Genomic DNA, 23,775 nt, shown 5'->3' on the forward strand with positions numbered 1-23,775 from the left:
ATGTCTTACCAAGTACTCGCCCGCAAATGGCGTCCAGCTAAATTTGACCAAATGGTTGGCCAATCTCATGTATTAATGGCACTAACCAATGCATTAAGTCAGCAAAGGTTACATCATGCTTACCTGTTTACCGGTACGCGCGGTGTAGGTAAAACCAGTTTGGCGCGGTTATTTGCTAAAGGTCTCAATTGCGAAACTGGTGTAACGGCTACACCCTGTGGTGAATGTTCTAGTTGTATTGAAATTGCTCAAGGTCGATTTGTTGATTTAATTGAAGTCGATGCCGCTTCTCGTACTAAAGTTGATGATACACGTGAGCTCCTCGACAATGTTCAATATCGTCCTTCACGTGGCCGTTTTAAAGTGTATTTAATTGACGAAGTACACATGTTATCGCGTAGCAGTTTTAATGCATTATTAAAGACGTTAGAAGAACCGCCCGAACACGTTAAGTTTTTACTGGCGACCACTGACCCACATAAATTACCTGTTACCGTATTATCTCGCTGCTTACAGTTTAATTTGAAAAGTTTGTCGCAAGATGAAATTACTAAGCAGTTAGCGTATATCATCAGCCAAGAAAACCTACCTTTTGAGCCACAAGCATTGAGTTTATTAGCTAAAGCCGCTAATGGTAGTATGCGTGATGCGCTTAGTTTAACCGATCAAGCTATCGCTTTTGGTAGTGGTCAAGTCATGTTGACACAAGTACAAACCATGCTCGGCAGCATTGATGAAAAACATGTGCTGGCTTTATTAAAAGCCTTATGTGACGCTGATGTGGGTCCACTAATGCAAACTGTGTCAAAAGTATTAGCATTTGGTGCTGACGCAGAAGAAGTACTGCGCAGTTTATTAGAGCTACTGCACCAAATTACCTTGACTCAGTTTGCCCCAGCCGCTGCGCAGCAATCACTGTTTAGTGAACAAATTTTAGCGTTTGCACAGCAATTAGCGCCTGAGCAAGTTCAGCTTTATTATCAAATGTTACTTAACGGTCGTAAAGATTTGGCTTTTGCACCTGATCCTAAATCAGGCTTGGAAATGGCATTATTGCGCGCCGTTGCATTCACCCCTGAAAAACAAGTAAAACGTTGGGTGACAACTACACCTGCAGATATTAATTTAAGCGTGATTGATCATGCTTTACCTCCCACGCAAGAGGTCATTGAAACAGGCCCAAAGCTTGATAATCAGTCTCAAGCGAATAGCGCGTTAGCAGCAACGATATTACCAGTTCAAGCAGAAGCTGCGACGATGAATGTTGAGACTGACACTGACGAGGTTGTTGATGATGAGCCAGCCGCTGCCTCACTAATAGCAGAACAAGCTTTATTGCTCAGCCAAGCACAAAGCCAAGGTTTTGATGAACAATCGCCCCAAAGCCGCGTTGATACCCAAAGCCACGTTGATATAAGTGCACAGGCGTTTGCTCATTCAACGGCTGATAATATTGCCGTGAGCACTGAAATCGGCGAATCAACTGCTTCAGACAGCAAGATTGATGCGCCCAAACATGACACCACTGAAGCGCAAGAGTTTTGTGAGCAACAGGCATTAGCTGTTAATCCCACAGATACAAGCAGCAAGAGCGATGTCGACGCCAATACCGCACAAGATAGTCAAGAAAATCAGCATGCTCAGGACGCAGATAATGGATCATTTGATGGTTATTCTTTTACGGATTATGATGCCTCTGATGAAGCATCAATGGAATACCAGCCGTCTGATCATGATGAATATATAGCTTTTTCGGCGTTAAATCAGACTCCAGAGACGAACAGTGTTGATACTGCAAAGGGCTTGATGTCTTCGCCGAAAACGGCGGATCATCATAGTGATGCCTCGGCTAGCAATAGTGTAGACAATAATGTTGATGACAGCACTGACATTAGCAGCAAAAATGTCAGTCATAGCATTGAACAAGATTTGCTTCGCGCTGATGATTTAGACGACTTTCTTGACGAAGTACTCGCTAGTCGTGATTCTCTCATCGCTGATGTTGGGGCATTACAGCAAAAAGATGAACTCGCCAAAAAAGAAGCCACTAAATCAGTTTCTTCAAGAGTGATCAAACCATCCAATACGCCGGCAGTAAACTCAGAACACTTAGCCGCTGAGCCTAAAACACCTGAATCTACTGCGCCCAATACCAGTGCAGTGTTATCTGCTGTTGCCACTAAAAGCGACATTTCTCCGGCTGTCAGTGATTATGATAGACCTCCTTGGGTCGCGCCTAAAGAGGGTGAACAAGTTAATGCATTTGCAGATGTTCAATCACATGATAAATCTGCCGTTAAAGCCACAATTAACCAGCCGAGCAATGTTTCTCATCAGGTTAATCAACAAGATCTAAAGCCTGCTAGCGCTGTCGTCGCCGCTAAACCACAGAGCATGACAGAGCCTAAAATGACTCAATCGCATGCATTGGCCCAGTTTGAGCCACACAGTATCCAAGGTGATGAGGTTGATTTGCACTGGTATAAAGTGATGACCCATGTCTCTGTTGGTGGTAGGGTGCGACAATTAGGTGTTAATTCAGTGTGCTCTGGTTTGTCCAATCCAATAGTGTTGGTGTTAAAACCGGATCAAAAACATTTGTCAGCGCAAACGGCTATCGATCAATTGCAAGTGGCGTTAACTGAATACCTTGAGCAACCGACTGAAGTACAGATCCAGATTGGCGTTGTACCAAAACGAGAAACACCGCTTGAGTTACGTAAGCGTTTTCACCGTGAACTTATCGCACAGGCGCAACAGTCTATTTTGCTTGATGATAAAGTGCAGTGGATGGTCCAGCGTTTATCAGCGCAATTAGACAGTGACAGTATTGAATATCCATCGGAGCAATTGGGGCAAATTGCCCAAGAGATTGCGCTTATTAGTGCCTCATAAATGAACAAATACGCTAATCTTGCTTGAGATGAAGTTATCTTCATCTCAAAAGTATCTCAGTAAGATTGCCAATCGAATTTATTTCAGTAAGATTAGCGTCATTATGGCGACTTGCTAACAACCTTAATTAGAGAGAGAAACGACTATGTTTGGTGGAAAAGGCGGTATGGGCAATTTAATGAAACAAGCCCAGATGATGCAAGACAAGATGGCTAAAGTGCAGGAAGAAATTGCGCGCACCGAAATGACGGGTGAAGCGGGTGCTGGCTTGGTTAAAGTAACCATGACAGGTAACCACAATGTGCGTAAAGTTGAAATTGATCCGAGTTTAATGGAAGACGATAAAGAGATGTTAGAAGATCTTATCGCTGCCGCCTGTAATGATGCAGCTCGTCGCATTGAAGAAAATCAAAAGACTAAAATGGCCGAAGTCACTGGGGGTATGCAACTACCACCTGGCATGAAAATGCCGTTTTAATCGCATTTATTTGCTAAAAAAGCTCAAGCATTAATGCTTGAGCTTTTTTATTTTCAGTCCAAAATATCTGAAGCTCGTTTAGCGCCCAAAAGGATTAACCTTTGCATTCGAGCGCCGCACAGACAATAATCGCACTGCGTTGGTGTGACCGCAGATTGGCACAGCCTTTCATCTCGACAGTTTCACCCATGACATCAAAATAAGTTTAGTTATTAAGGTATTGGCAATTTATGAAATTTAGTCCTTTGGTTGATGAATTAATCCAATCTTTACGTGCACTGCCTGGCGTTGGGCCAAAGTCTGCGCAGCGAATGGCATTTCAATTACTTGAGCGTGAACGTAAAGTGGGTCTCAAGCTTGCCGATTCGCTACAAAAAGCCATGTCAGAAGTTGGACATTGCCAAAGTTGCCGTACGTTCACCGAACAGGATTTATGCCCTATCTGCAGTAGCCATCGCCGGGTTAATTCGGGGATCATTTGTGTGGTTGAAACGCCTGCTGATGTGCTAGCGATTGAAGCGGGTGGACATTTTAATGGTCGATATTTTGTGCTGTTAGGACATCTGTCACCCTTAGATGGTGTTGGCCCTGAAGAGCTTGGTTTGGCTTTACTGGAACGTCATTTAACCTCTGATGATGTCAGTGAGTTAATCCTTGCCACCAACCCGACCGTTGAGGGGGATGCTACAGCACACTTTATTGCCGATATGGCCAGAAGACATAATGTTGTCATCAGTCGTATTGCACATGGTGTGCCTGTCGGAGGTGAGCTTGAATATGTCGATAGCACCACCTTAGCACTATCATTTAATGGTCGTATTCCACTGCTATAAATCGATAACGTATTGAAGTGAGCTTGTGCCAGCGTCACCTTAATCGGGATTGCTGGCATTTTTATCTGATGAAAGCTGAGTATTTCACGGCGATAAATCGATACGGTATTGAAACGAGCTTGTGCCAGCGGCTCCTTAATCGGGATTTTTGGCATTTTTATCTGATGCAGGCTAAGTCAGTGGTCGTGTTTCACGGCGATAAATAGATACAGTATTAAAACGATCTTGTGCCAGCGGCTCCTTAATCGGGGTTGCTGGCATTTTTATTTAATCAAAGCTGAATAAATGGCTCAGTTAATGGCCATATCGAGGTGAATCAGCAACGATATTTGCCTGATTTGAGCATAACTGGCGATTTATTATTCAACAAGATGGAGTTGCCCCTTGAAAATAGTGTAACGTCCCCCATCTCTTGGTTAACGAAGATTTTTAAGGCGAGTTGATGTTTCGACTCGTGATTGATTTAACGTAACACCAAGGAAATTATTCATGTCACAACAAGAAACTCATGGCTTTCAAACCGAAGTAAAGCAACTTCTGCAATTGATGATCCACTCTCTGTATTCAAATAAAGAGATTTTCTTACGTGAGCTTGTCTCAAATGCGGCCGATGCAGCAGATAAACTTCGCTATTTAGCCTTAACAGATGATGCTTTATATGAAGGTAACGGCGATTTACGCGTGCGTGTTAGCGCCGATAAAGAAAAGGGCACAGTTACCATTTCTGATAATGGTATTGGTATGACCCGCGATAGCGTGATTGAACATTTAGGCACTATTGCAAAATCAGGTACCAAAGAGTTTTTCGGTAATCTTTCTGGTGAAGCGTCAAAAGATTCACAATTAATTGGTCAGTTTGGTGTGGGCTTTTACTCGGCTTTCATCGTGGCGAAAAAAGTTACCGTACGCACTCGTGCAGCCGGTCATGCTGCTAACGAAGGTGTATTGTGGGAATCTGAAGGCGAAGGTTCGTTTAATGTAGAAAGTATCACTAAAAATGAACGTGGTACTGAAATCGTGCTGCATTTACGTGATGAAGAAACAGAGTTTGCTGACGATTATCGTTTACGTTCTATTATCACTAAGTATTCTGATCATATCTCGGTTCCGGTGCAAATGTGGAATGAAGGCACACCTGAGTCAGATGGACCAGATGGCGAGAAGGTCGCGGCCACTGAAGGTGAATGGAAAGTGATGAACAAGGCCACCGCGCTTTGGACTCGTAACAAGTCAGACATTACTGAAGAAGAATACCAAGAATTTTATAAGCATATTTCTCACGACTATAGCGACGCATTAAAATGGTCTCATAATCGGGTTGAAGGTAAACAAGAATACACCAGTTTATTGTACATCCCAGCCAAAGCGCCTTGGGATATGTGGAATCGCGATCATAAGCATGGCTTAAAACTGTTTGTTCAACGTGTGTTTATTATGGATGAAGCAGAACAGTTTTTACCGACTTACTTGCGCTTCGTTCGCGGCTTAATTGATTCAAATGATTTACCATTAAACGTTTCTCGCGAAATTTTACAAGACAATCAAGTCACCACTGCAATGCGTGTAGGCATCACCAAACGTGTGCTTGGAATGCTTGAAAAGCTGGCGAAAGACGAGCCTGAACAATATCAGTCATTCTGGGCTGAGTTTGGCCAAGTGTTGAAAGAAGGCCCAGCAGAAGACTTTGCTAACAAAGAGCGCATTGCCGGTTTATTGCGTTTTGCTTCAACTGATAACAACTCAGCTGCGACAACTGTGTCATTAGAAGCGTATGTTGAGCGCATGAAAGAAGGTCAAGACAAGATTTACTATATTGTTGCTGACAGTCATGATGCTGCTGCTAACAGTCCTCACCTTGAATTGCTGCGTAAAAAAGGCATTGAGGTATTATTACTGTCTGAGCGTATCGATGAATGGTTAGTGAGTCACTTAACCGAATTCAATGGTAAGAAATTACATTCAGTTACGCGTGGTGATCTAGAATTAGGTGAACTTGAAGATGCTGCTGATAAACAAGCGCATGATAAAGTTGCCGAAGAGTCGAAAGATTTAGTTGAACGTGTAAAAGCGGCATTAGCAGACAGTGTATCGGACGTGCGCGTGACGTCTCGTTTAACTGACACTCCAGCTTGCGTTGTAGCCGGCGAAGGTGAAATGTCGACGCAGATGATTAAACTGATGCAAGCTGCAGGTCAGCCAGTACCAGAATCGAAACCAACGTTTGAGATTAACCCAACTCATCCTTTGGTTGAGCATTTGAATAACGAAACTGACGAAAAGTTATTTACTGATTGGGCTAATTTGTTGTTACAGCAAGCCTTGTTGTCGGAAAAAGGCAGTTTGGCCGATCCATCAGCGTTTATTAAACTCACCAATCAAATGTTATTGGCGAGTGTAAAATAATCTTGATTTAAGCACCAAAAGCGGACAATAAGTCCGCTTTTGTTTTTGTCATCCCGCGGAGGCAATATGGACTACCTCATTAATCTTACTAAAGATAATATTCAACACGTTGTTGATACCTCGATGCAAAAAATGGTGGTATTGGCATTTTGGACGCAACAACAGCCCGAAAGTGTGCAGATGTTGCAGACGCTGGAACTGTTGGCTAACGCCCAATCTGGGCGATTTATTCTTGCCAAAGTGGACTGTGAAACAGAGTTAGAAATCGCGAATTACTTCCAGATTCAAAATTTACCGACCACATTGATTTTAGATAAAGGCAGACCGATTGATGGTTTTGCTGGCGTGCAAAGCCAAGAGCAAATTAGTGACTTACTCGACAAACACTTACCGCCTATGTGGATACAAGCATTTGAAGACATTAAGCAACAATTAGCCCAAGGCCAGTTATCGTCTGAAGCCTTAACTAACATTGCTGAACAGTTAAAAACGATTTATGTCGATGCACAGCAAGCGGCTGAAGTGGCATTGGTTATGACCGATGTAGCCTTACAGCTAGGTTTACTTGCTGAAGCAAAAGTATTACTTGCTCGTATTGGTTTAGCTGATCAAGACAGTTACTATCATAATTTAGTCGCCAAATTAGCCTTAGCGGAAGATGCCGCTGACACACCTGAAATTCGCCAATTACAGCAGAATGTTGCTGAACATCCAGATGATCTTGATGCGGTAATCATTTTGGCCAAAGCATTAAATGCAGCTCATCGTAATGAAGAAGCTCTGGAGTTATTATTTACCATTTTACAAAAAGATCTTAATGCTGCAGAGGGTAAAGTCAAACAAGTCTTCATGGAAATCTTAACTGCGATAGGACAGGGCAACATGATAGCCAATCAATATCGCCGTAAATTATATACCTTGTTGTATTAAACAAATTGATGCCTTTTTGTTACAAGCCTTATTAGATTTAGGTCTAATGTCATAACAAAAGCGCTATTAAAACTGTGGCAGATGTGCGAAAATCGCCGCCCTAAAAAGAACATAAACTTAAAAGAGGACTTTTGAGATGCGCATTATTTTATTGGGTGCACCAGGTGCCGGTAAAGGTACCCAAGCACAGTTCATTATGGAACAGTATGGTATCCCACAAATCTCAACCGGTGATATGTTGCGTGCAGCTGTTAAAGCGGGCACTCCATTAGGTTTAGAAGCTAAGAAAGTAATGGATGCAGGTCAATTAGTGTCTGACGATCTTATTATTGGTTTAGTGAAAGAGCGTATTGCACAAGCCGACTGTGAAAAAGGTTTTCTATTAGACGGTTTCCCTCGTACCATCCCACAAGCAGATGCAATGGCTGAAAATGGTATTGAAATCGATCATGTTATCGAGATTGATGTGCCAGACGAAGAAATCGTTAAGCGCATGAGCGGACGTCGTGTCCATTCAGGCTCTGGCCGTGTGTACCATATCGTGTTCAATCCGCCTAAAGTGGAAGGTAAAGACGATGTCACTGGTGATGATTTAGCGATTCGCCCTGATGATGAAGAAAGTACAGTTCGTAAGCGCTTGGGTATTTATCATGAGCAAACTAAGCCATTAGTTGCTTATTATGGCAAAGTTGCAGAAGCTGGTAACACTCAGTACAACAAGTTTGACGGTACTCAATCTGTCAGTAAAGTGAGCGAGCAACTGGCTAGTGTATTAAAATAACCGCTGCTCAGCGTCTGAATAAAAAGCCTGCTTTGCAGGTTTTTTTTATGGCGAATAAAAGGTAACGTTGTAACTGCTCGTCTCCCTTATGACGTTTTTCAGGTAGTCCTTATCGTGGTCTGCCCGGCGTTATGGGGCTAAACTCTCGTAAACTGCACAGATAATCTCATCGAAGCGTATTTAAACCACGAATATGATAAAAGTGATGTAAAATTGGCGCTTACCTATGATAAAATTTGCCGCCATTTTCGCGGACGATATCTTATTCAACATTGAATGAGTGTCAGTGGTCAATCATTTCACACTTGCATGGACGCAACGCTACGAGAGCCCCATATGAAGTTTCCTGGTCAACGTAAGTCTAAGCACTATTTCCCTGTAAACAGCCGTGATCCATTGTTGGCTCAACTTACGCAGCAGCCACAGCCTTTTTCTACCTATATTTGCGGTATTGATCAAACCTTGGTTGATATAGAGGCAAAAGTAGAAGACGAATTACTTGAACGCTATGGCTTGCCTAAAGGCAATTCAACTCTCATTAATGATGAACAAGCCCATAATTTGTATCATGAACTAAAATCCAATGAGATGATCAGCGATGAATTTGCCGGTGGTACTATTGGTAATACAGTACACAATTATTCAATCTTGGCGGATGATCGTTCAGTGCTTTTTGGCGTGATGAGCCAGCATATTATGGTCGGCAGTTACGCTTATCGCTATTTATGTAATACTTCATCAAAGGTTGACCTTAATTTTTTACAACCAGTTGATGGTCCAATTGGCCGTTGTTTTACATTGGTTTCCGACTGTGGTGAACGCACTTTTGCGATTAGCAAAGGCTGTATGGATAAGCTTACCCCTGAATACATTGATAAAGAAGTTGTGCAGGGCAGTTCAGCATTAGTGTTAACGGCTTACTTAATGCGTGCAAGCGATGGCGATGGCATTACCGATGCCGCAATGACGGCAATCAATTACGCTAAAGAAGCCGACGTGCCAGTAGTGTTAACCTTAGGTACGCGCTTTTTAATTCAAGAAGATCCTCAATGGTGGCAAAACTTTATTCGAGAGCACGTCACTATCTTAGCCATGAATGAAGATGAAGGCGAAGCGTTAACGGGCTTTAAAGACCCACTGCTTGCCAGTGAAGTTGCGCTTGAATGGTGTGACATGGTGTTAACCACTGCTGGTGCAATAGGGCTTTATACCGCAGGTTACACTGACGATAATGAAAAGCGCGAAACCAGCCATACTTTACTACCTGGCGCCATTCCTGAATTTAATCGTTACGAATTCTCTCGACCTAAATTGCAAGCAGATTGTGACACCCCAATAAAAGTCTACGCTCATATTGCGCCTTATATGGGCGGCCCAGAATTAATCCGTAATACCAATGGTGCTGGCGATGGCGCATTGTCAGCGCTTTTACATGACCTATCAGCCAATACGTTCCATAAAACCAATATACCTGGTTCAAGCAAACATAAACGAGACGGTTTATGTTATTCATCATTTTCTCAATTATGTAAGTACGCTAATCGGGTTGCATATGAGGTGTTAGCACAGCATAGTCCTCGTTTGTCTCGTGGTTTACCTGAGCGAGAAGACAGTCTCGAAGAGTCTTATTGGGAACGTTAATAAATTGTCGATAAAAAAAACGATAATGCAGCATCATTATCGTTTTTTTTTGTGTAGATTTTTATAGAATAGATATCGAGTCAGAATCTTAACCAGCAATCAGGAGCGTCACGTGAAAGGACAAATCTTAAGAGAGATGCAAGTACTTAAGGCTATTGAGCCTGAGTTTGAAGTTCAGCGTCGTGTTGCTTTTATCAAATCTAAGTTAAAACAAGCCCAGACTCATTATTTAGTGCTGGGGATCAGTGGTGGTGTAGATTCATCTTTAGCCGGTCGACTCTGCCAATTAGCGGTAGATTCTCTTAATCAAGAGCTTGGTGAAGCATCTTATCAATTTATTGCAGTTCGTTTGCCTTATCAAATTCAAAAAGATGAAGATGAAGCACAAATGGCATGCCGATTTATTCAACCATCAAAACAAGTCACGGTGAATATTGCCCAAGGTGTTATTGGCGTACATCAAGCGACCTTAGTTGGCTTAGCTGAAGCCAATATCGCTTTAGCCGACGAAAACAAGATTGATTTCGTCAAAGGTAATGTTAAAGCCAGAATGCGGATGATAGCTCAATATCATATTGCAGGGTTAGTCGGTGGCTTGGTCGTTGGTACTGACCATAGCGCAGAGAATATTACCGGCTTTTATACCAAGTGGGGCGATGGTGCATGCGATTTAGCCCCATTATTTGGTTTAAATAAGCGCCAAGTACGTCAGTTAGCCGCTTATTTGGGCGCACCCGATTTACTAGTGAAAAAAGCACCTACCGCCGATTTAGAAGACAATAAACCTCAACTTGAAGATGAAGTCGCTTTAGGGCTAACCTATGATCAAATCGATGACTTTTTAGAAGGCAAAGATGTTATCCAATCTGTGGAAGACAAACTTGTAGGTATTTATCAACGGACTCAACATAAGCGCGAACCGATCCCGACTATTTATGATTAACGCCTTGTTACTGATGCGATGGTATCTGCTGTCGCGTCAGTTCAATGAGCGCATTAGAATATTGTCGATAATCTAAATATGGCGTCAGCAATACGCTTTGCTGATGCAGTATTTTTTGCTGTTGATCTAGAGCGATATACTGACTAGCATCCAGTATTCTCATTCGATGTTGTACTTCTTTACCACACAATATATGCCAACATTGACTAGAGAACGCCTGGTTTTTATTCTCATCAATGTTGGGGTTAACAATGCGTAATTGGCAGTATAAACGCCGAGCAGGATCCCTGTGTTTATCCTTTGTCTGAGTGTCATTAGGTTGGCTAAACAGCTGATCACGGATCAACTTCCAATGAATCCCTTTTTCAATATTGATATCGGGCTGTAAACAGCAAATTTTGGCCATAATAGTAACAATTTTACGCCAGTGATTACCATTGAGATCCACCAGTTGTGTTATTGCATTAGCATCATAAGCACACCAATGTGCCGGTAAAGCTGGCGGGGTTGGTAGATAAAAAATAATATCGGGATTCATCGGTCCCCAGACATGGCTAAAGCAATCAGATGACATGTTATTTCCACAATCGTTAACGGCTAATATGGCGAAGTAGTGACTCATTACCTAAGCTGAGTGGTAATTTTTATTATGTTAAATTTATGGTGTCTTATACTACTTAGTTTTTCTCAGTAAGTGTACTCACTACTTATACAAGATGTTTATCGGTAGTCTTTATTTATAAGGTTGTTATGCGTGCAATTGTGATTGGGTCGACGAAACATTTTTTATTTGCCGCATTTTATGGTGCATTAGGTATTGCTTTAGCATTAATTATTACCGGCGTTTGGCTACTTAATGCGCGGCCTAATTTGTCATTATGGCACACAACACATCTTACTTCGGAATATCATCAACAATCAGGTTTAACCGATTTTAGTCAATATTTACAATTAGAAGATAAACTATTTGCTGAAGTCGATCAGCAAGTATACCGCCAATATCAACCTGAAATAGCGTCGCCTATTAATCGTTATGAGCGTCATAGTTTGTCTGATCCTGGATTATGGCAGCAAAATTGGAACCGTTCATTTGAATGGAAAAGTCCTCAAGCTGAGTTTGGTCTATTACTGCTTCATGGTATGTCTGACTCACCCTATGTGCTATCGCATCTTGCACAACACTACCAACATCAGGCACATATTCTAGGCCTGCGTTTGCCAGGACACGGAACCATTCCTTCCGGATTAACCGATATTACTTGGCCTGATCTTGCTGGGGCTGTGTCACTGGCTGTCGGGCATCTATCTGAACAATTGCCGGGAAAACCCATTTATGTGGTGGGTTTTTCAACCGGGGCAGCGCTGGCATTAAACCATGAGCTTGAGAATATAAGCTTACAAAAGCCGCCAAGCTTTGATGGCATTATAATGTTATCACCTGCTATCGGTCTGGCGCCTATTGCTGCTGGTGCTTATTGGCAAGCACAACTGGGTAAGTTGCTTGGGCAAGATAAACTGTACTGGAACAGTATTCAAACCGAATACGACCCCTTTAAATATCAATCCTTCGCAGTTAATGCTGGTGATGTTGTATATCAGTTAACTCAACGTAATCAGACCTTATTAGCGGCATTATCAGCGCAACAGTTTACGGCTATCCCACCCATATTAACCTTCCAATCCGTTGTCGATGATACGGTATCTTCACTCGCTGTGGTTGATTTGTTATACCAAAGATTACCCGCAAACAAAGACCATCAATTAGTGTTATTTGACGTCAACCGAACTCGAAGTAACAACCAATTACTCTTTCAAGACCCATTGGCATCTTTTACGCCATTCTGGCTCGCTGCAACATTGCCTTATCGGTTAAGTTTGCTTGAAAATGATCCCCAAAGTGATCGTTACGTTCAAGTCAGAGAGTTAGCCGATAAATCAATAACGGATAATGTACTAACATTGAGCTTAGAATGGCCTAAAGATGTGTATTCGTTATCTCATGTCGCGTTAAGTTTTCCTATTGAAGATACCCTTTATGGGCCACTCGCGGAAGATAAGCCACAAAAAATTCAGATAGGAAGAGCTATTTATCAAGGCGAGCGAGGTATTTTTAGTGTACCGGCAGATGATATGTTACGGCAGAAATGGAATCCATTTTATCCGTATATGATGAGTCGCATTGATGAGTTCACCCAAGCCCATCAATCCGAGTCAGTTTTAGATAACCAGTCACCAATGATCAGTCAGTAATGATATCAATGATGGTTCTGTTACGTCCCTGTTGCTTTGCTTGATAGAGGTTCTCATCGGCAATTTTAATCCATTTATCCAGGTCGGCCTCATAATCGGCATTCGCTGTGATAGCACCAATACTGACCATTACTTTGAACGCCTGATTATCTTCGGGCGAGGTGATTTCTAATTGTGACAGCGCTTCTCTAAACCCATTGAGGTGATGTTCTATGTGTAAGGTATTGGATAAGGGTAAAATCAGTAAAAACTCTTCTCCGCCGTAGCGGGCAACAATATCAATGTCGCGTTTAAAGTACTTCTGCAATAATTGCGATACTTTACGTAAACACTCGTCACCAGCCAAATGGCCATAGTTATCGTTAATGGTTTTAAATAAATCTAAATCCAATATGGCCACCGTAATGGTTTGTTCGCTTCGTAAACAAAACTCCAATAGCTCACTGAACTTACGTTCGGCATAACGGCGGTTGTATAACCCAGTTAACGGGTCTCGGTCTACTAACTCGGTGAGTTTTTTATTGGCTTTTTCTAATTCTGCAGTGCGATTGGCAACGGTTTGTTCTAATTCCATTTGATGGGCAACCAGTTGTTCTTTACTGGCCACTAATCGTTGATAAAGGCTGAAGACTTCTCTAGGTGAATTGTCGTCAATGGTCGATACTTTTCCGCTATCAGGTAGGCTAAATTGATTGGCAACTGCTTCTAATGGCACGGTCAATAGTGCACTGAGCTTTGTTGATATATAAAAAGTACATACCAATGACACTAATAACATTATAAAACTAGCAAACATTTGCTCTTCGGCCAGTTTTAATAACGGTGAGAATTCCTTTAAAATATACACAGTCCAACCATTATTTAATTCACGGTGAGTATAAATATACTCAGGCACAATGGAGGTCATTTTGTGAATATTGATAAGCTCTAAGTTGGCATGATAGCCCCCTTTATTGATGACAAAATTAAACTGAGATAGCGGTTTAAGGCTGAGCTTTTTTGAGGCAAAAATAATTTGATTTTTCTCATCGACCATCACCACCGATTCATCATTACTGTATTCACTAACTTGATCAATATGTGAAAAGTAGCTCAAATCAAGCGAGCCTTCTATGATGCCGGCGACTTGTGTATGTTGTTCATCGAGATAAAACGGGGTACTCATAGCGACAATAGCATCATTGCCGAAACCTCGGCCTAAAAAGGCAGATGATACAAATAAGCGGCGATTATAAAATGATTCAATAAAATAATCGCGGTCATTAATATTAATATCCTGTGCTTTTTTGTCGATTGCGATCAGCCTTGAAACCGGGCTGGCATTAACAATTTTAGCGTCAGGATCAGCAATAAGCATGCTGATAAAGCTGGGGTAGCTTTCATGAAAGCTCGATAAAATAGCCTGCCACTTTTCCGGCTTATCAGCGATTAGCGTTAATTGATTGGCCGTATTTTGAATAACCGTTTTATGATTTTCAATATAACTTTGTGTCGAAGCTGAAATGTGGGCAACGGCTTCAGTCATGTTTTGTTTTAACATGACTTGTTGACGTTCTAGAGAATAATAATTAAAAATTAACGCTGAAAACAGTAATGTTAACGTCACGAGTAAGGTGAAAAAATAGGTCAATTGCGCGCTTAATTGTCTGCGATGACGATCTTTCACTTTGTCTTTTAAAAACCATAATTTTGGAATAGCTAAAATAAGCAGTGATGCAATACTGGTATAAATAAGACCGTTAATTCCTTGCTTTGAAATGATAAAACCTAAGTGAGAAGGGGGAATATCCATTAAAAAGACGACATATAGATACACTAGTGGTGCACCCAGTAATAACCAATAAGCGGCATCGGCATACAGCGCATAGATGTCACGGCGTCGGGCATATCCTAAAAACAACGCTTCTAACCCAAAGATTAAATACACATGAGGGCTATCCCATATCAACATTAACCCAGTAGATGCAATCATTGCTGTTAAAAATGCATACCAAGGCCCTAACAAAACAGCCGCAATAACGGTCATCGTATTCCCCAACACAAATTGCACATTGGCAAAAAACTGTATTGGGTAGAAATTGAGTAACAGTCCGATTACCCCCAATATAATCGAGTACAAAAGGTGTTGTTGATTAATGCGTGGCAAGCTCAAAAAATATCCTTATTAACTGTATTTTAGATAGACTTATTCCTTTAAGAACACTTATCTCAGGAAATAGAACTATTTTCAACGCAAACAAAATTTTTTTTGCTATCAAATATTTATTTTTGCCTTTCGTGATGCAGCGCACAGACTCCACAAAGATGTCTTTTTGTTCGACCTTGGTCTAACTTCGTGGCGTGGACAACATGTTTTTCTGGTTTTTATTTTCTCTATTACATTGATATATAAGTGTTTTATAATATTAGACAGAGTTTTTGTTGATCAAGTACGACTAAGGTCTTGATTGTGGTGCCCCCCTGAGTTGCTAAATTAACAATGACTTTACAAAAAATAACATAGGGGAGTCGCAATGAGTTTTGAAAATAACGATAAGGCAGCGGGTTACTGGCGTGAGAATTTACGTTTAGTACTTAGTTTGCTTGCAATTTGGGCTGCAGTGTCATTTGGCTGCGGCGTTATATTAGTAGATGTGTTAAACGAATTTACCTTTATGGGATTCAAATTGGGTTTCTGGTTTGCGCAGCAGGGTGCAATGTATGTATTCGTGGCGCTGATTTTTGTTTATGTGGCGAAAGCTAATGCATTAGACAAAAAATACAATGTTCAGGAAGACTAAGGGGCACTAAGATGGATGTTCAAACACTTACGTATTTAATTGTTGGCGCAACTTTCGCGCTTTACATCGGGATCGCCATTTGGTCTCGAGCAGGTTCAACCAAAGAGTTTTATGTTGCAGGCGGTGGCGTTCACCCTGTGTTGAATGGTATGGCAACAGCAGCAGATTGGATGTCAGCTGCATCATTTATTTCATTAGCCGGTATTGTGTCTTTTACTGGTTATGATGGTTCAGTGTATCTTATGGGCTGGACTGGTGGTTATGTGCTATTAGCCTTGTGCATGGCACCTTACTTACGTAAATTTGGTAAATTTACTGTTCCTGATTTTATTGGTGATCGTTATTACTCTCAAACAGCACGTACGGTAGCAGTGATTTGTGCCATCTTTATTTGCTTTACTTATATTGCAGGGCAAATGCGTGGTGTTGGCGTGGTGTTCTCTCGCTTCCTAGAGGTTGACGTAGAAACTGGCGTATATATTGGTATGGCGGTGGTGTTCTTTTATGCAGTATTGGGTGGCATGAAGGGGATTACTTACACACAGGTTGCACAGTACTGCGTACTTATCTTTGCCTTTATGGTTCCAGCTATCTTTATTTCGGTAATGATGACAGGTCATATTTTCCCACAAATTGGTTTCGGTGCTGAGATGATCGACGCCGCGGGTAATGGTACGGGGGTATATTTACTCGATAAACTAGATGGATTATCGGCAGAGCTTGGGTTCTCCCAATATACCGAAGGTTCTAAAGGCATGATCGATGTGTTCTTTATCACTGGCGCGTTAATGTTTGGTACAGCAGGATTACCGCATGTTATTGTGCGTTTCTTTACTGTTCCTAAAGTGAAAGATGCACGTATATCAGCTGGTTGGGCATTAGTGTTTATCGCTATTATGTACACTACAATTCCTGCATTATCTGCTTTCTCACGCGTAAACATGATTGAAACCATTAATGGACCAGATTCTACCGGTGTTCCTTATGAAACTGCACCTGAGTGGATTAAAAACTGGGAAAAAACTGGTTTAATCAAGTGGGAAGACAAGAACAATGATGGCAAGATTTTTTACACCAATGGTGAAAAAAATGAAATGAACATTGACCGAGATATCATTGTGTTGGCCACGCCTGAAATTGCTAACCTTCCAGCATGGGTGATTGCTTTAGTTGCTGCGGGTGGTTTAGCTGCAGCATTGTCAACATCTGCGGGTTTATTACTGGTTATTTCAACGTCTGTTTCACATGATTTACTCAAGAAAAATCTGATGCCAGACATTTCGGACAAGAAAGAGTTAATGTATGCACGAATAGCCGCAGGTTTTGGGGTTGTTATGGCTGGTTACTTTGGTATTAATCCACCAGGCTTTGTTGCCGCGGTTGTCGCCATTGCATTTGGTCTAGCTGCTGCATCGTTATTCCCAGCTATTATCATGGGTATTTTCTCTAAAACCATGAATAAAGAAGGGGCTATTTCGGGTATGGTTATCGGCTTATTATCTACTGCGGCTTATATCGCTTACTTTAAGTTTATTAATCCAGCAGCTAATACATCTGAAAACTGGTTATTTGGTATTTCACCAGAAGGTATTGGAATGATGGGAATGATAGTCAACTTTGTCGTGGCTTTTGCTGTGAGTAAAGTTACCACTAAAATTCCTGATGAAATAGTGGCGATGGTAGAGTCGATTCGTTTCCCTAAAGGATCGGGTGAAGCTCACGATCACTAAGTTATAATCAATACAGCTTAGAAAGGGCGCTTCGGCGCTCTTTTTGTTGGGCTTTAGTCCTATAGGCGTTAAGTGAAATGCTTTGCTATAGTGAAAGTGTTAACCCATGTACCATAGGGAATTAATTAATGGATGCCAGCGAGTTACAACCTGTAGAGCAGTTTTTAGCGCTCCATTCTCCTTTTGATACGCTTCCTCGAGATCTCATTCAATATTGTGCCAAAAAAATTACTGTGGGTTATTACAGTAAAGCGTCTGCATTTGTTGAGTTTGACAAAGATAACCCCAAATTATATCTGGTGCGCAGCGGCGCATTTGAAGTTCGCGATCCTGAAGGTGTGTTGGTCGACCGTGTTGGCGAAGGTGAGTGCTTTGGTTTTTCTACTTTGCTATCGGGTGAAAAAGTGGTTAATAAAGTGGCCATTCTTGAAGACAGTTTAGTTTATCATTTACCACAATCTGTATTTGCCAAGTTGAGATCTGATCATCGCAGTTTTGATCAGTTTTTTGCCCGCGCTTTTGCTAATCGTTTACGTAATGAAGCTAAATTTACCGCCAAAGACCTGACCACTACGAGCCGCATCACTTCTATTATGTCATCTAGGCCGATTATTATTGATGCTAACGCCAGTGTGATGGATGCAGCCAAACTGATGCGAGAACATCGGGTATCATCGGTATTAGTGATCGATAATCAAAAGTTAACCGGGATTTTAACCGACAGAGACCTGCGTAATCGGATCATTGCCGAAGGGTTAGATTTTAATGCTCTGGTGAGTCAAGCCATGACAATTAATCCAGTCACAACCCATGCCAATGCATTAGTATTTGAAGCCATGTTGGCGATGAGTGAACATAATATTCATCATTTGCCTGTGGTAGAAGGCAGCCAAGCGCTCGGGATGATCACCAGTACTGATATTTTGCGTTCACAAAGCTCACAGCCTTTGCTGTTAATTGGCGAAATTGGCCGCCAAGGCAGCATAGAAAAGCTTATTCACGTGAGTAAACAAATCCCCTTGTTGTTGCAAAACCTCATCAGTGCCGATGCTAGAGCTGAAGAGATTGGCCGTGTGCTAACCTCAGTAACCGATGCATTAACCCGCAGACTGATTGAGCTTAATCAACAAATTTTAGGCCAAGCGCCAATGGCATTTTGTTGGTTAGCGTTTGGTTCACAAGGTCGCCAAGATCAAGTCGCTTGTTCAGATCAAGATAATGGTTTATTACTGGCCCATGAACCTGATGAGTTTGCCGCAGCTTATTTTGACACGTTAACCAAAGCTGTGTGTAAGGGCTTAGATGAATGTGGTTATATTTATTGTCCAGGCGATATTATGGCGCAAAACCCCAAGTGGCGAATATCCCTTGTTAAATGGAAAGGGCTTTTTTCGCAATGGGTTAATACCCCAGAACCAAAAGCATTAATGCATGCAAGCATCTTTTTCGATATGCGACCTGTGTTCGGTCCGTTAAACCTATTCAATGAATTACAAGATTCGGTGTTAGCATCAACACAAGACAACGATATTTTCCTTGCCGGTATGGCGGGGAATTCCTTAACGGAATCACCTCCACTGGGTTTTTTTAGAAAGTTTGTTCTTGAGCGTGATGGCAGTGAAGTCAAAGGCATGGATTTAAAGCACAAGGGCAGTGCGCTTATTAATGATATTGCCAGAGTATATGCATTGAGTGCGGGTATTAAAGAGGTGAATACCGCCAAGCGGATCAGGGCGTTAATGGATGCGAATATTATTAATCGCAAAGATGCACTTAATTTGGCTGATGCACATGAGTTTATTGCGCATATGCGTTTATCGAATCAAGGTTACCAAGCAACCCATAATCTGCCGGTGAATAACTTTCTAAAACCACAACATCTCTCTTCGTTAATGCGCCACCAATTACGGGATGCTTTTAAGGTGGTTCATGATGCTCAAGCGGGCATAAAGCTTAAGTTTCTAAGGAGTTTTTAGTGGTTAATCTGTGGTGGATAAAAGCCATATTGTGGCGTAAAAAAATGGCCATACTGCCTTCGCCACTCGATACTTACTTAGACGCAATTATCCCAGCATTAACACAACCATTTCTCGACGCCCCCTTAATGGCGATTGATCTTGAAATGACCGGCTTAAATCCTATTGGCGATCAAGTCATCAGTATTGGTATGGTACCTATTATCAACGGGGTGATCCCGCTTGAAAAGGCACAACATATGATGATTGCTATCAGTGGTAGTGTCGGTCACAGCGCGACGGTTCATGGTATTGTCGATAATCAATTGCATATGGCGTTATCTATTCAAGACGCGATGGAATGGTTTCTCACACAAACGAAAGGTTATATTTTGGTGGCGCATCATGCACCACTGGACATCGAGTTCATTCAACAGCAATTAATCCGTTGTTTTGGTCAATCTATTCCTATGGTGTTTATCGACACCCTCGCCATAGAAAAAAAACGCTGTTTAATGCAACATTCGGTATTAAAAGAAGGATCGTTACGTTTAGGTGCCAGTCGTGAACGTTACCGTTTACCTGTTTATTCGGCGCATAATGCGCTTATAGATGCATTATCCTGTGCTGAATTACTCTTGGCTCAGGTCGCTGCAATAGGCGATGTAAAAAAACTATCGGTAAAAGACTTAATTAATGTGCTGCGCTAACACACTAAAAAGCCAGTCATCTAGACTGGCTTATTTTAACGCTTAAGTTAATTTAAGTTAACTCAATAAGGCTTATTCAGCGTCTTTCGCTTTATTGAAAAAGTAATCAACCGCAGGCTTAATTAATTCAAGTGCCGTTTTATCGCAAGGGGGTAATTTAGCATCACTAGTATTAATTGGTGTGGTTCGTTCACCCCACTTTAATAGTAATGCGGCAGAAGTTAATCCTGCGCCAAATGCACATGATAAAATCGTTTGTCCTGGGACAATTTTGCCCTGAGATAATGCATCACAAATAGCGATAGGGATGGTGGCTGCAGAAGTATTGCCATAATCAGCGATATTAACGAACGCTTTTTCTTTAGGGATTTTCATCCGGCTCACTAACGTATCGATAATTCGCTCGTTAGCTTGATGCGGGATAACAAAATCGACATCATCTATATTGGTGTTACATTTTTCGAGTACTTTAGCACTTAAGCTTCCCATGCCATGAATCGCACGCTTAAACACATCTTGACCATTAATGTGGATATAAAAATCTAACGAATCGTTATCAAATCTATCCATTTGGGTGCCAAAGTTAGACTTTAAAATATCTCGCCCTTCAGGGTCATTATTTAACTCATAACCTAATACGCCCCCCGGCTGATCGCTTGCTTCAAGAACAACTGCGCCAGCACCGTCACCAAATAATACTGCGGTTTCACGGCGAGACCAATCAAGGTAAAAAGACAGACGTTCAGCACCGATGATCAGAATTTTCTTACTTTGGCCGCTTTTGATCATTGAGCTGGCTAAACCCACACCATACAAAAAGCCACTGCATGCGGCATTGATATCAAATGCACCACATGTAGCGCCAATATTGGCTTGTACCGTTGAAGCAATATTAGGGATCAAGGTATCAGGGCTTGCAGTCGCTAAAATAATTAAATCTAACTCACTACCGTCGATTCCTGCAGCCGCAAGTGCATGCTTAGCTGCAACCGATGCCATTTCAGAAGTGTTAACGTGACTAATGTTACGCTGACTGATCCCTGTGCGAGTTTTAATCCATTCATCCGTTGTTTCCATGAATGTCGCTAAATCAGCATTGGTTAATGTTGCTGGCGGAACGGACTTACCCCAACCGGTAATATGTGCATACTGCATAAAATTCTCTCAATACGTTCAATCGTTAATTAAATTTATTCACAATATCAAGTGCTAAGTATTAAGCGAGCTTAAGCTAAACTCTTGGTATTCATTATTTTTAATAGCCATAACTAAGATTTATTATTGTTTTTATGACTTAATTTTTTGTTCTACTAATTTCTTTATTGAATCAGAGGCATGCAGAATATGCTCTCGCAATAAAGTTGTCGCCTTTTCTATATCTCGATTCTTGCATAACTCAAGTAACACTCTATGCTCTCTTTCAGCGATAGGGATCCCACCAGTAAACAGCAACTGTAGACGAATATAGCGATCACAATTTGTGTTTAGACCGTTTACCACATCCATTGTATGAGGGCGATTAGCCGCTTGGTATAAACGAGTATGAAATCTTGTATTCAGTTCACTCCAACTGGCCACAGACTCTTTCAGTGTAAATGCTAACTCAAGTTGAACGAGCACCATTTCAGCTTCAGCAAGATCATTATCAGACAATTTAGGAATTGCCTTAGCTAATAAATCTGATTCTATCATTGCACGTAATTCAAATAACTCAGTGACTTGCTCAACTGATAACAGAGTTGCGGTTGCACCTTTATGTGGTTCGAAATTGATTAAACCTTCTGCTTCTAATTGTACTAGAGCTTCACGCACAGGAATGCGACTCACGTTCAATTGCTCTGCGATAGCAGATTGTCGAAGCGGTTCACCTCCCTGAATATCACCAGAAAGGATCTGTTCACGAAGCGCCTCAACAACAAGTTGCGTTCGAGTTTTATGAATAATAGGAGGTATATTGCTCATGTATTCTATAATAATCACTAATATCTTCGAGCAAGGGTACCGCTTAGAGGCCGCTTTATAAAGTGAAACCTATACAATTATGCATATAAAGGTGGTAATTAAACAAATTAATAAAAATATCCAGATTGTCTGGCCCCAAATTCATCTCAATGGGATAATCACCCCAGTATAGCGTTTAAGGAGTGTTAGATTGAATAAAGCAGTATTTCTCGATCGTGATGGCGTGATCAATAAAGATAATGGTTATGTCCATACTGTGGACGAGTTTGAATATATAGAGGGTGTATTTGAAGCGTGTTTAGCGTTAAAGCAAAAGGGTTACCTATTAGTCGTTGTCACCAACCAATCTGGTATTGCTCGTGGCATGTACAGTGAAGATGATTTTCATCATTTAACAGAATGGATGGATTGGAACTTTGCCGATAAAGGTGTCGATCTTGATGGTATTTATTATTGCCCACATCATCCAGAAAAAGGCCTAGGCGAATACAAGCAAGATTGTGAGTGTCGTAAACCGAAACCAGGTATGTTGACCACTGCCGCTGAATTCTTGAAAATAGACATGAGCCAATCTGTGATGGTTGGGGATAAGGCTGATGATATGCGCGCAGCAAAAGCCGCTGGAATCAATACCACTATTTTGGTTCGCTCAGGTAAAGTAGTCGATGAAGCGGGTATCAATCTTGCTAGTGCCGTGGTTGATAGCATTGCTGATGTACCGAGTTTATTAAATCAATTACTGTCATAGTCTACAAATCCCTCATCAAACCGATAAGCGAAAGTGTCTTTTATTGCCGATAAGCAAAAAATATCTCCTACCTGTTCATATATAAGCATTAACCTACTTATATATGAACATCGGTTGACTGTTATTCATCTATAAACCGCTTTCTTCGTTTTGCTTTTGCTGCCAGTAAAATTAAAAATACCTATATCTTGTGTGTTGAGACGAATATACAGTTGAGTTAACACTGTATTAACCTTGCTTGAGTAAATATTTAGCCTCAACAAGTCAAATTAGCTACTTAAATCTCAATGAAGCACATCTTAAGCCTTCTATAGGCAGGGAAAATATATTCAAGGTCTGCTGTAGTTGGCCGTTTTTGTTCGTAAATACAGCAAAAACATCCTTAAATGTGGCTTTGAGTTTAAATAGTACGCAGTTGAGTCTTAATCGTCATAAAAACTTTAAAAAGCGCTTGCGCTATAAAATGTTTTCCCTATAATACACCCCACTGACACGGAACACGGCGTCTAACGCAAGTTACCAGGTCCGCTCTTTAAAAATTTATCAAGTAATCTGTGTGGACATTCACAGGTATTGAGTTATTCGAAATTGTCTTCTGTTCCTCGGAATGTTGGCAATCAAAAAATTTACACTCAATGCAACGATGAATGTTCATAGTAATATGTACAAAGACTTATTTCACTTCGGTGAGATAAGCAATCAGAATTCATTGAGCCGAATCGTAAGATTCAAAAAA

Annotated in this window: 18 protein-coding genes; 14 read left to right on the forward strand and 4 right to left on the reverse strand. The window is 41.3% G+C overall.

What is annotated here, in order from left to right; all coding sequences use genetic code 11:
• The 8 genes from dnaX to nadE all read left to right on the forward strand — a co-directional run bounded on the left by dnaX (position 1) and on the right by nadE (position 10,904).
• The gene (dnaX, locus tag ACED29_RS15655) at positions 1-2,895 is read left to right on the forward strand and encodes a DNA polymerase III subunit gamma/tau (RefSeq protein ID WP_371698047.1); all 2,895 of its coding nucleotides are present in this window, start codon (positions 1-3) and stop codon (positions 2,893-2,895) included.
• 145 nt (positions 2,896-3,040) lie between these two features.
• A complete protein-coding gene (locus ACED29_RS15660) occupies positions 3,041-3,373 on the forward strand; it encodes a YbaB/EbfC family nucleoid-associated protein (RefSeq protein WP_011637860.1) in 333 nt (110 codons plus the stop codon).
• A gap of 230 nt (positions 3,374-3,603) precedes the next feature.
• Positions 3,604-4,206 (forward strand): recombination mediator RecR, encoded by a 603-nt coding sequence (gene recR, locus ACED29_RS15665; RefSeq protein ID WP_124016062.1) that lies wholly within the window; start codon positions 3,604-3,606, stop codon positions 4,204-4,206.
• 489 nt (positions 4,207-4,695) lie between these two features.
• Positions 4,696-6,609: a molecular chaperone HtpG gene (gene htpG, locus ACED29_RS15670; RefSeq protein WP_124016061.1), complete on the forward strand. Its 1,914-nt coding sequence runs from the start codon at positions 4,696-4,698 to the stop codon at positions 6,607-6,609.
• A 66-nt stretch (positions 6,610-6,675) separates the two neighbouring features.
• Positions 6,676-7,539: a co-chaperone YbbN gene (locus ACED29_RS15675; RefSeq protein ID WP_371698048.1), complete on the forward strand. Its 864-nt coding sequence runs from the start codon at positions 6,676-6,678 to the stop codon at positions 7,537-7,539.
• A 136-nt stretch (positions 7,540-7,675) separates the two neighbouring features.
• Positions 7,676-8,320, forward strand: a complete 645-nt coding sequence (gene adk, locus ACED29_RS15680; protein WP_124016059.1) for an adenylate kinase — start codon at positions 7,676-7,678, stop codon at positions 8,318-8,320.
• A 336-nt stretch (positions 8,321-8,656) separates the two neighbouring features.
• The gene (locus ACED29_RS15685) at positions 8,657-9,961 is read left to right on the forward strand and encodes an inosine/guanosine kinase (protein ID WP_124016058.1); all 1,305 of its coding nucleotides are present in this window, start codon (positions 8,657-8,659) and stop codon (positions 9,959-9,961) included.
• Between the two features lie 112 nt (positions 9,962-10,073).
• Positions 10,074-10,904, forward strand: coding sequence for an ammonia-dependent NAD(+) synthetase (gene nadE, locus ACED29_RS15690; protein WP_182723439.1), 831 nt, complete (start codon positions 10,074-10,076; stop codon positions 10,902-10,904).
• 7 nt (positions 10,905-10,911) lie between these two features.
• On the opposite strand, the gene ACED29_RS15695 is transcribed toward nadE, so the two are convergent.
• Entirely contained in the window at positions 10,912-11,478 is a 567-nt protein-coding gene (locus ACED29_RS15695; protein WP_371698049.1) for a hypothetical protein, read from the reverse strand.
• Between the two features lie 176 nt (positions 11,479-11,654).
• Between ACED29_RS15695 and ACED29_RS15700 the strand changes: the two genes are divergently transcribed.
• The gene (locus ACED29_RS15700; RefSeq protein ID WP_371698050.1) at positions 11,655-13,154 is read left to right on the forward strand and encodes an alpha/beta hydrolase; all 1,500 of its coding nucleotides are present in this window, start codon (positions 11,655-11,657) and stop codon (positions 13,152-13,154) included.
• On the opposite strand, the gene ACED29_RS15705 is transcribed toward ACED29_RS15700, so the two are convergent.
• Positions 13,144-15,306, reverse strand: coding sequence for a diguanylate cyclase (locus ACED29_RS15705; protein ID WP_371698051.1), 2,163 nt, complete (start codon positions 15,304-15,306; stop codon positions 13,144-13,146). The genes ACED29_RS15700 and ACED29_RS15705 overlap by 11 nt on opposite strands.
• A gap of 361 nt (positions 15,307-15,667) precedes the next feature.
• On the opposite strand from ACED29_RS15705, the gene ACED29_RS15710 reads away from it, so the two are divergent.
• The 4 genes from ACED29_RS15710 (at position 15,668) to ACED29_RS15725 (ending at position 20,329) form a co-directional block, all read left to right on the forward strand.
• Positions 15,668-15,934, forward strand: coding sequence for a DUF4212 domain-containing protein (locus ACED29_RS15710; RefSeq protein ID WP_124016055.1), 267 nt, complete (start codon positions 15,668-15,670; stop codon positions 15,932-15,934).
• A gap of 11 nt (positions 15,935-15,945) precedes the next feature.
• Positions 15,946-17,664: a sodium:solute symporter family protein gene (locus ACED29_RS15715; protein WP_124016054.1), complete on the forward strand. Its 1,719-nt coding sequence runs from the start codon at positions 15,946-15,948 to the stop codon at positions 17,662-17,664.
• A gap of 128 nt (positions 17,665-17,792) precedes the next feature.
• The gene (locus ACED29_RS15720) at positions 17,793-19,640 is read left to right on the forward strand and encodes a DUF294 nucleotidyltransferase-like domain-containing protein (RefSeq protein WP_124016053.1); all 1,848 of its coding nucleotides are present in this window, start codon (positions 17,793-17,795) and stop codon (positions 19,638-19,640) included.
• The gene (locus tag ACED29_RS15725; RefSeq protein WP_124016052.1) at positions 19,640-20,329 is read left to right on the forward strand and encodes a 3'-5' exonuclease; all 690 of its coding nucleotides are present in this window, start codon (positions 19,640-19,642) and stop codon (positions 20,327-20,329) included. Before ACED29_RS15720 ends, ACED29_RS15725 begins: the two co-directional genes overlap by 1 nt.
• Positions 20,330-20,401: 72 nt before the next feature.
• Here the strand turns inward: ACED29_RS15725 and ACED29_RS15730 are convergent, their stop codons facing one another.
• Both ACED29_RS15730 and ACED29_RS15735 read right to left on the reverse strand, forming a co-directional pair.
• Positions 20,402-21,484: a ketoacyl-ACP synthase III gene (locus ACED29_RS15730; protein WP_182699013.1), complete on the reverse strand. Its 1,083-nt coding sequence runs from the start codon at positions 21,482-21,484 to the stop codon at positions 20,402-20,404.
• Between the two features lie 132 nt (positions 21,485-21,616).
• A complete protein-coding gene (locus ACED29_RS15735) occupies positions 21,617-22,291 on the reverse strand; it encodes a GntR family transcriptional regulator (RefSeq protein WP_124016050.1) in 675 nt (224 codons plus the stop codon).
• Positions 22,292-22,481: 190 nt separating this feature from the next.
• Between ACED29_RS15735 and gmhB the strand changes: the two genes are divergently transcribed.
• Positions 22,482-23,039 (forward strand): D-glycero-beta-D-manno-heptose 1,7-bisphosphate 7-phosphatase, encoded by a 558-nt coding sequence (gmhB, locus tag ACED29_RS15740; protein ID WP_124016049.1) that lies wholly within the window; start codon positions 22,482-22,484, stop codon positions 23,037-23,039.
• The last annotated feature ends 736 nt before the right edge of the window (positions 23,040-23,775 follow it).

Origin of the sequence: Shewanella sp. 5S214, assembly GCF_041439795.1 — a bacterium.
Taxonomy (GTDB): domain Bacteria; phylum Pseudomonadota; class Gammaproteobacteria; order Enterobacterales; family Shewanellaceae; genus Shewanella; species Shewanella vesiculosa.

Coding starts and splice junctions, on each gene's coding strand:
- dnaX (WP_371698047.1), top strand. CDS start 1: ATGTCTTACCAAGTACTCGCCCGCAAATGGCGTCCAGCTAAATTTGAC.
- ACED29_RS15660 (WP_011637860.1), top strand. CDS start 3,041: ATGTTTGGTGGAAAAGGCGGTATGGGCAATTTAATGAAACAAGCCCAG.
- recR (WP_124016062.1), top strand. CDS start 3,604: ATGAAATTTAGTCCTTTGGTTGATGAATTAATCCAATCTTTACGTGCA.
- htpG (WP_124016061.1), top strand. CDS start 4,696: ATGTCACAACAAGAAACTCATGGCTTTCAAACCGAAGTAAAGCAACTT.
- ACED29_RS15675 (WP_371698048.1), top strand. CDS start 6,676: ATGGACTACCTCATTAATCTTACTAAAGATAATATTCAACACGTTGTT.
- adk (WP_124016059.1), top strand. CDS start 7,676: ATGCGCATTATTTTATTGGGTGCACCAGGTGCCGGTAAAGGTACCCAA.
- ACED29_RS15685 (WP_124016058.1), top strand. CDS start 8,657: ATGAAGTTTCCTGGTCAACGTAAGTCTAAGCACTATTTCCCTGTAAAC.
- ACED29_RS15695 (WP_371698049.1), bottom strand. CDS start 11,478: ATGTCATCTGATTGCTTTAGCCATGTCTGGGGACCGATGAATCCCGAT.
- ACED29_RS15700 (WP_371698050.1), top strand. CDS start 11,655: ATGCGTGCAATTGTGATTGGGTCGACGAAACATTTTTTATTTGCCGCA.
- ACED29_RS15710 (WP_124016055.1), top strand. CDS start 15,668: ATGAGTTTTGAAAATAACGATAAGGCAGCGGGTTACTGGCGTGAGAAT.
- ACED29_RS15715 (WP_124016054.1), top strand. CDS start 15,946: ATGGATGTTCAAACACTTACGTATTTAATTGTTGGCGCAACTTTCGCG.
- ACED29_RS15720 (WP_124016053.1), top strand. CDS start 17,793: ATGGATGCCAGCGAGTTACAACCTGTAGAGCAGTTTTTAGCGCTCCAT.
- ACED29_RS15730 (WP_182699013.1), bottom strand. CDS start 21,484: ATGCAGTATGCACATATTACCGGTTGGGGTAAGTCCGTTCCGCCAGCA.
- ACED29_RS15735 (WP_124016050.1), bottom strand. CDS start 22,291: ATGAGCAATATACCTCCTATTATTCATAAAACTCGAACGCAACTTGTT.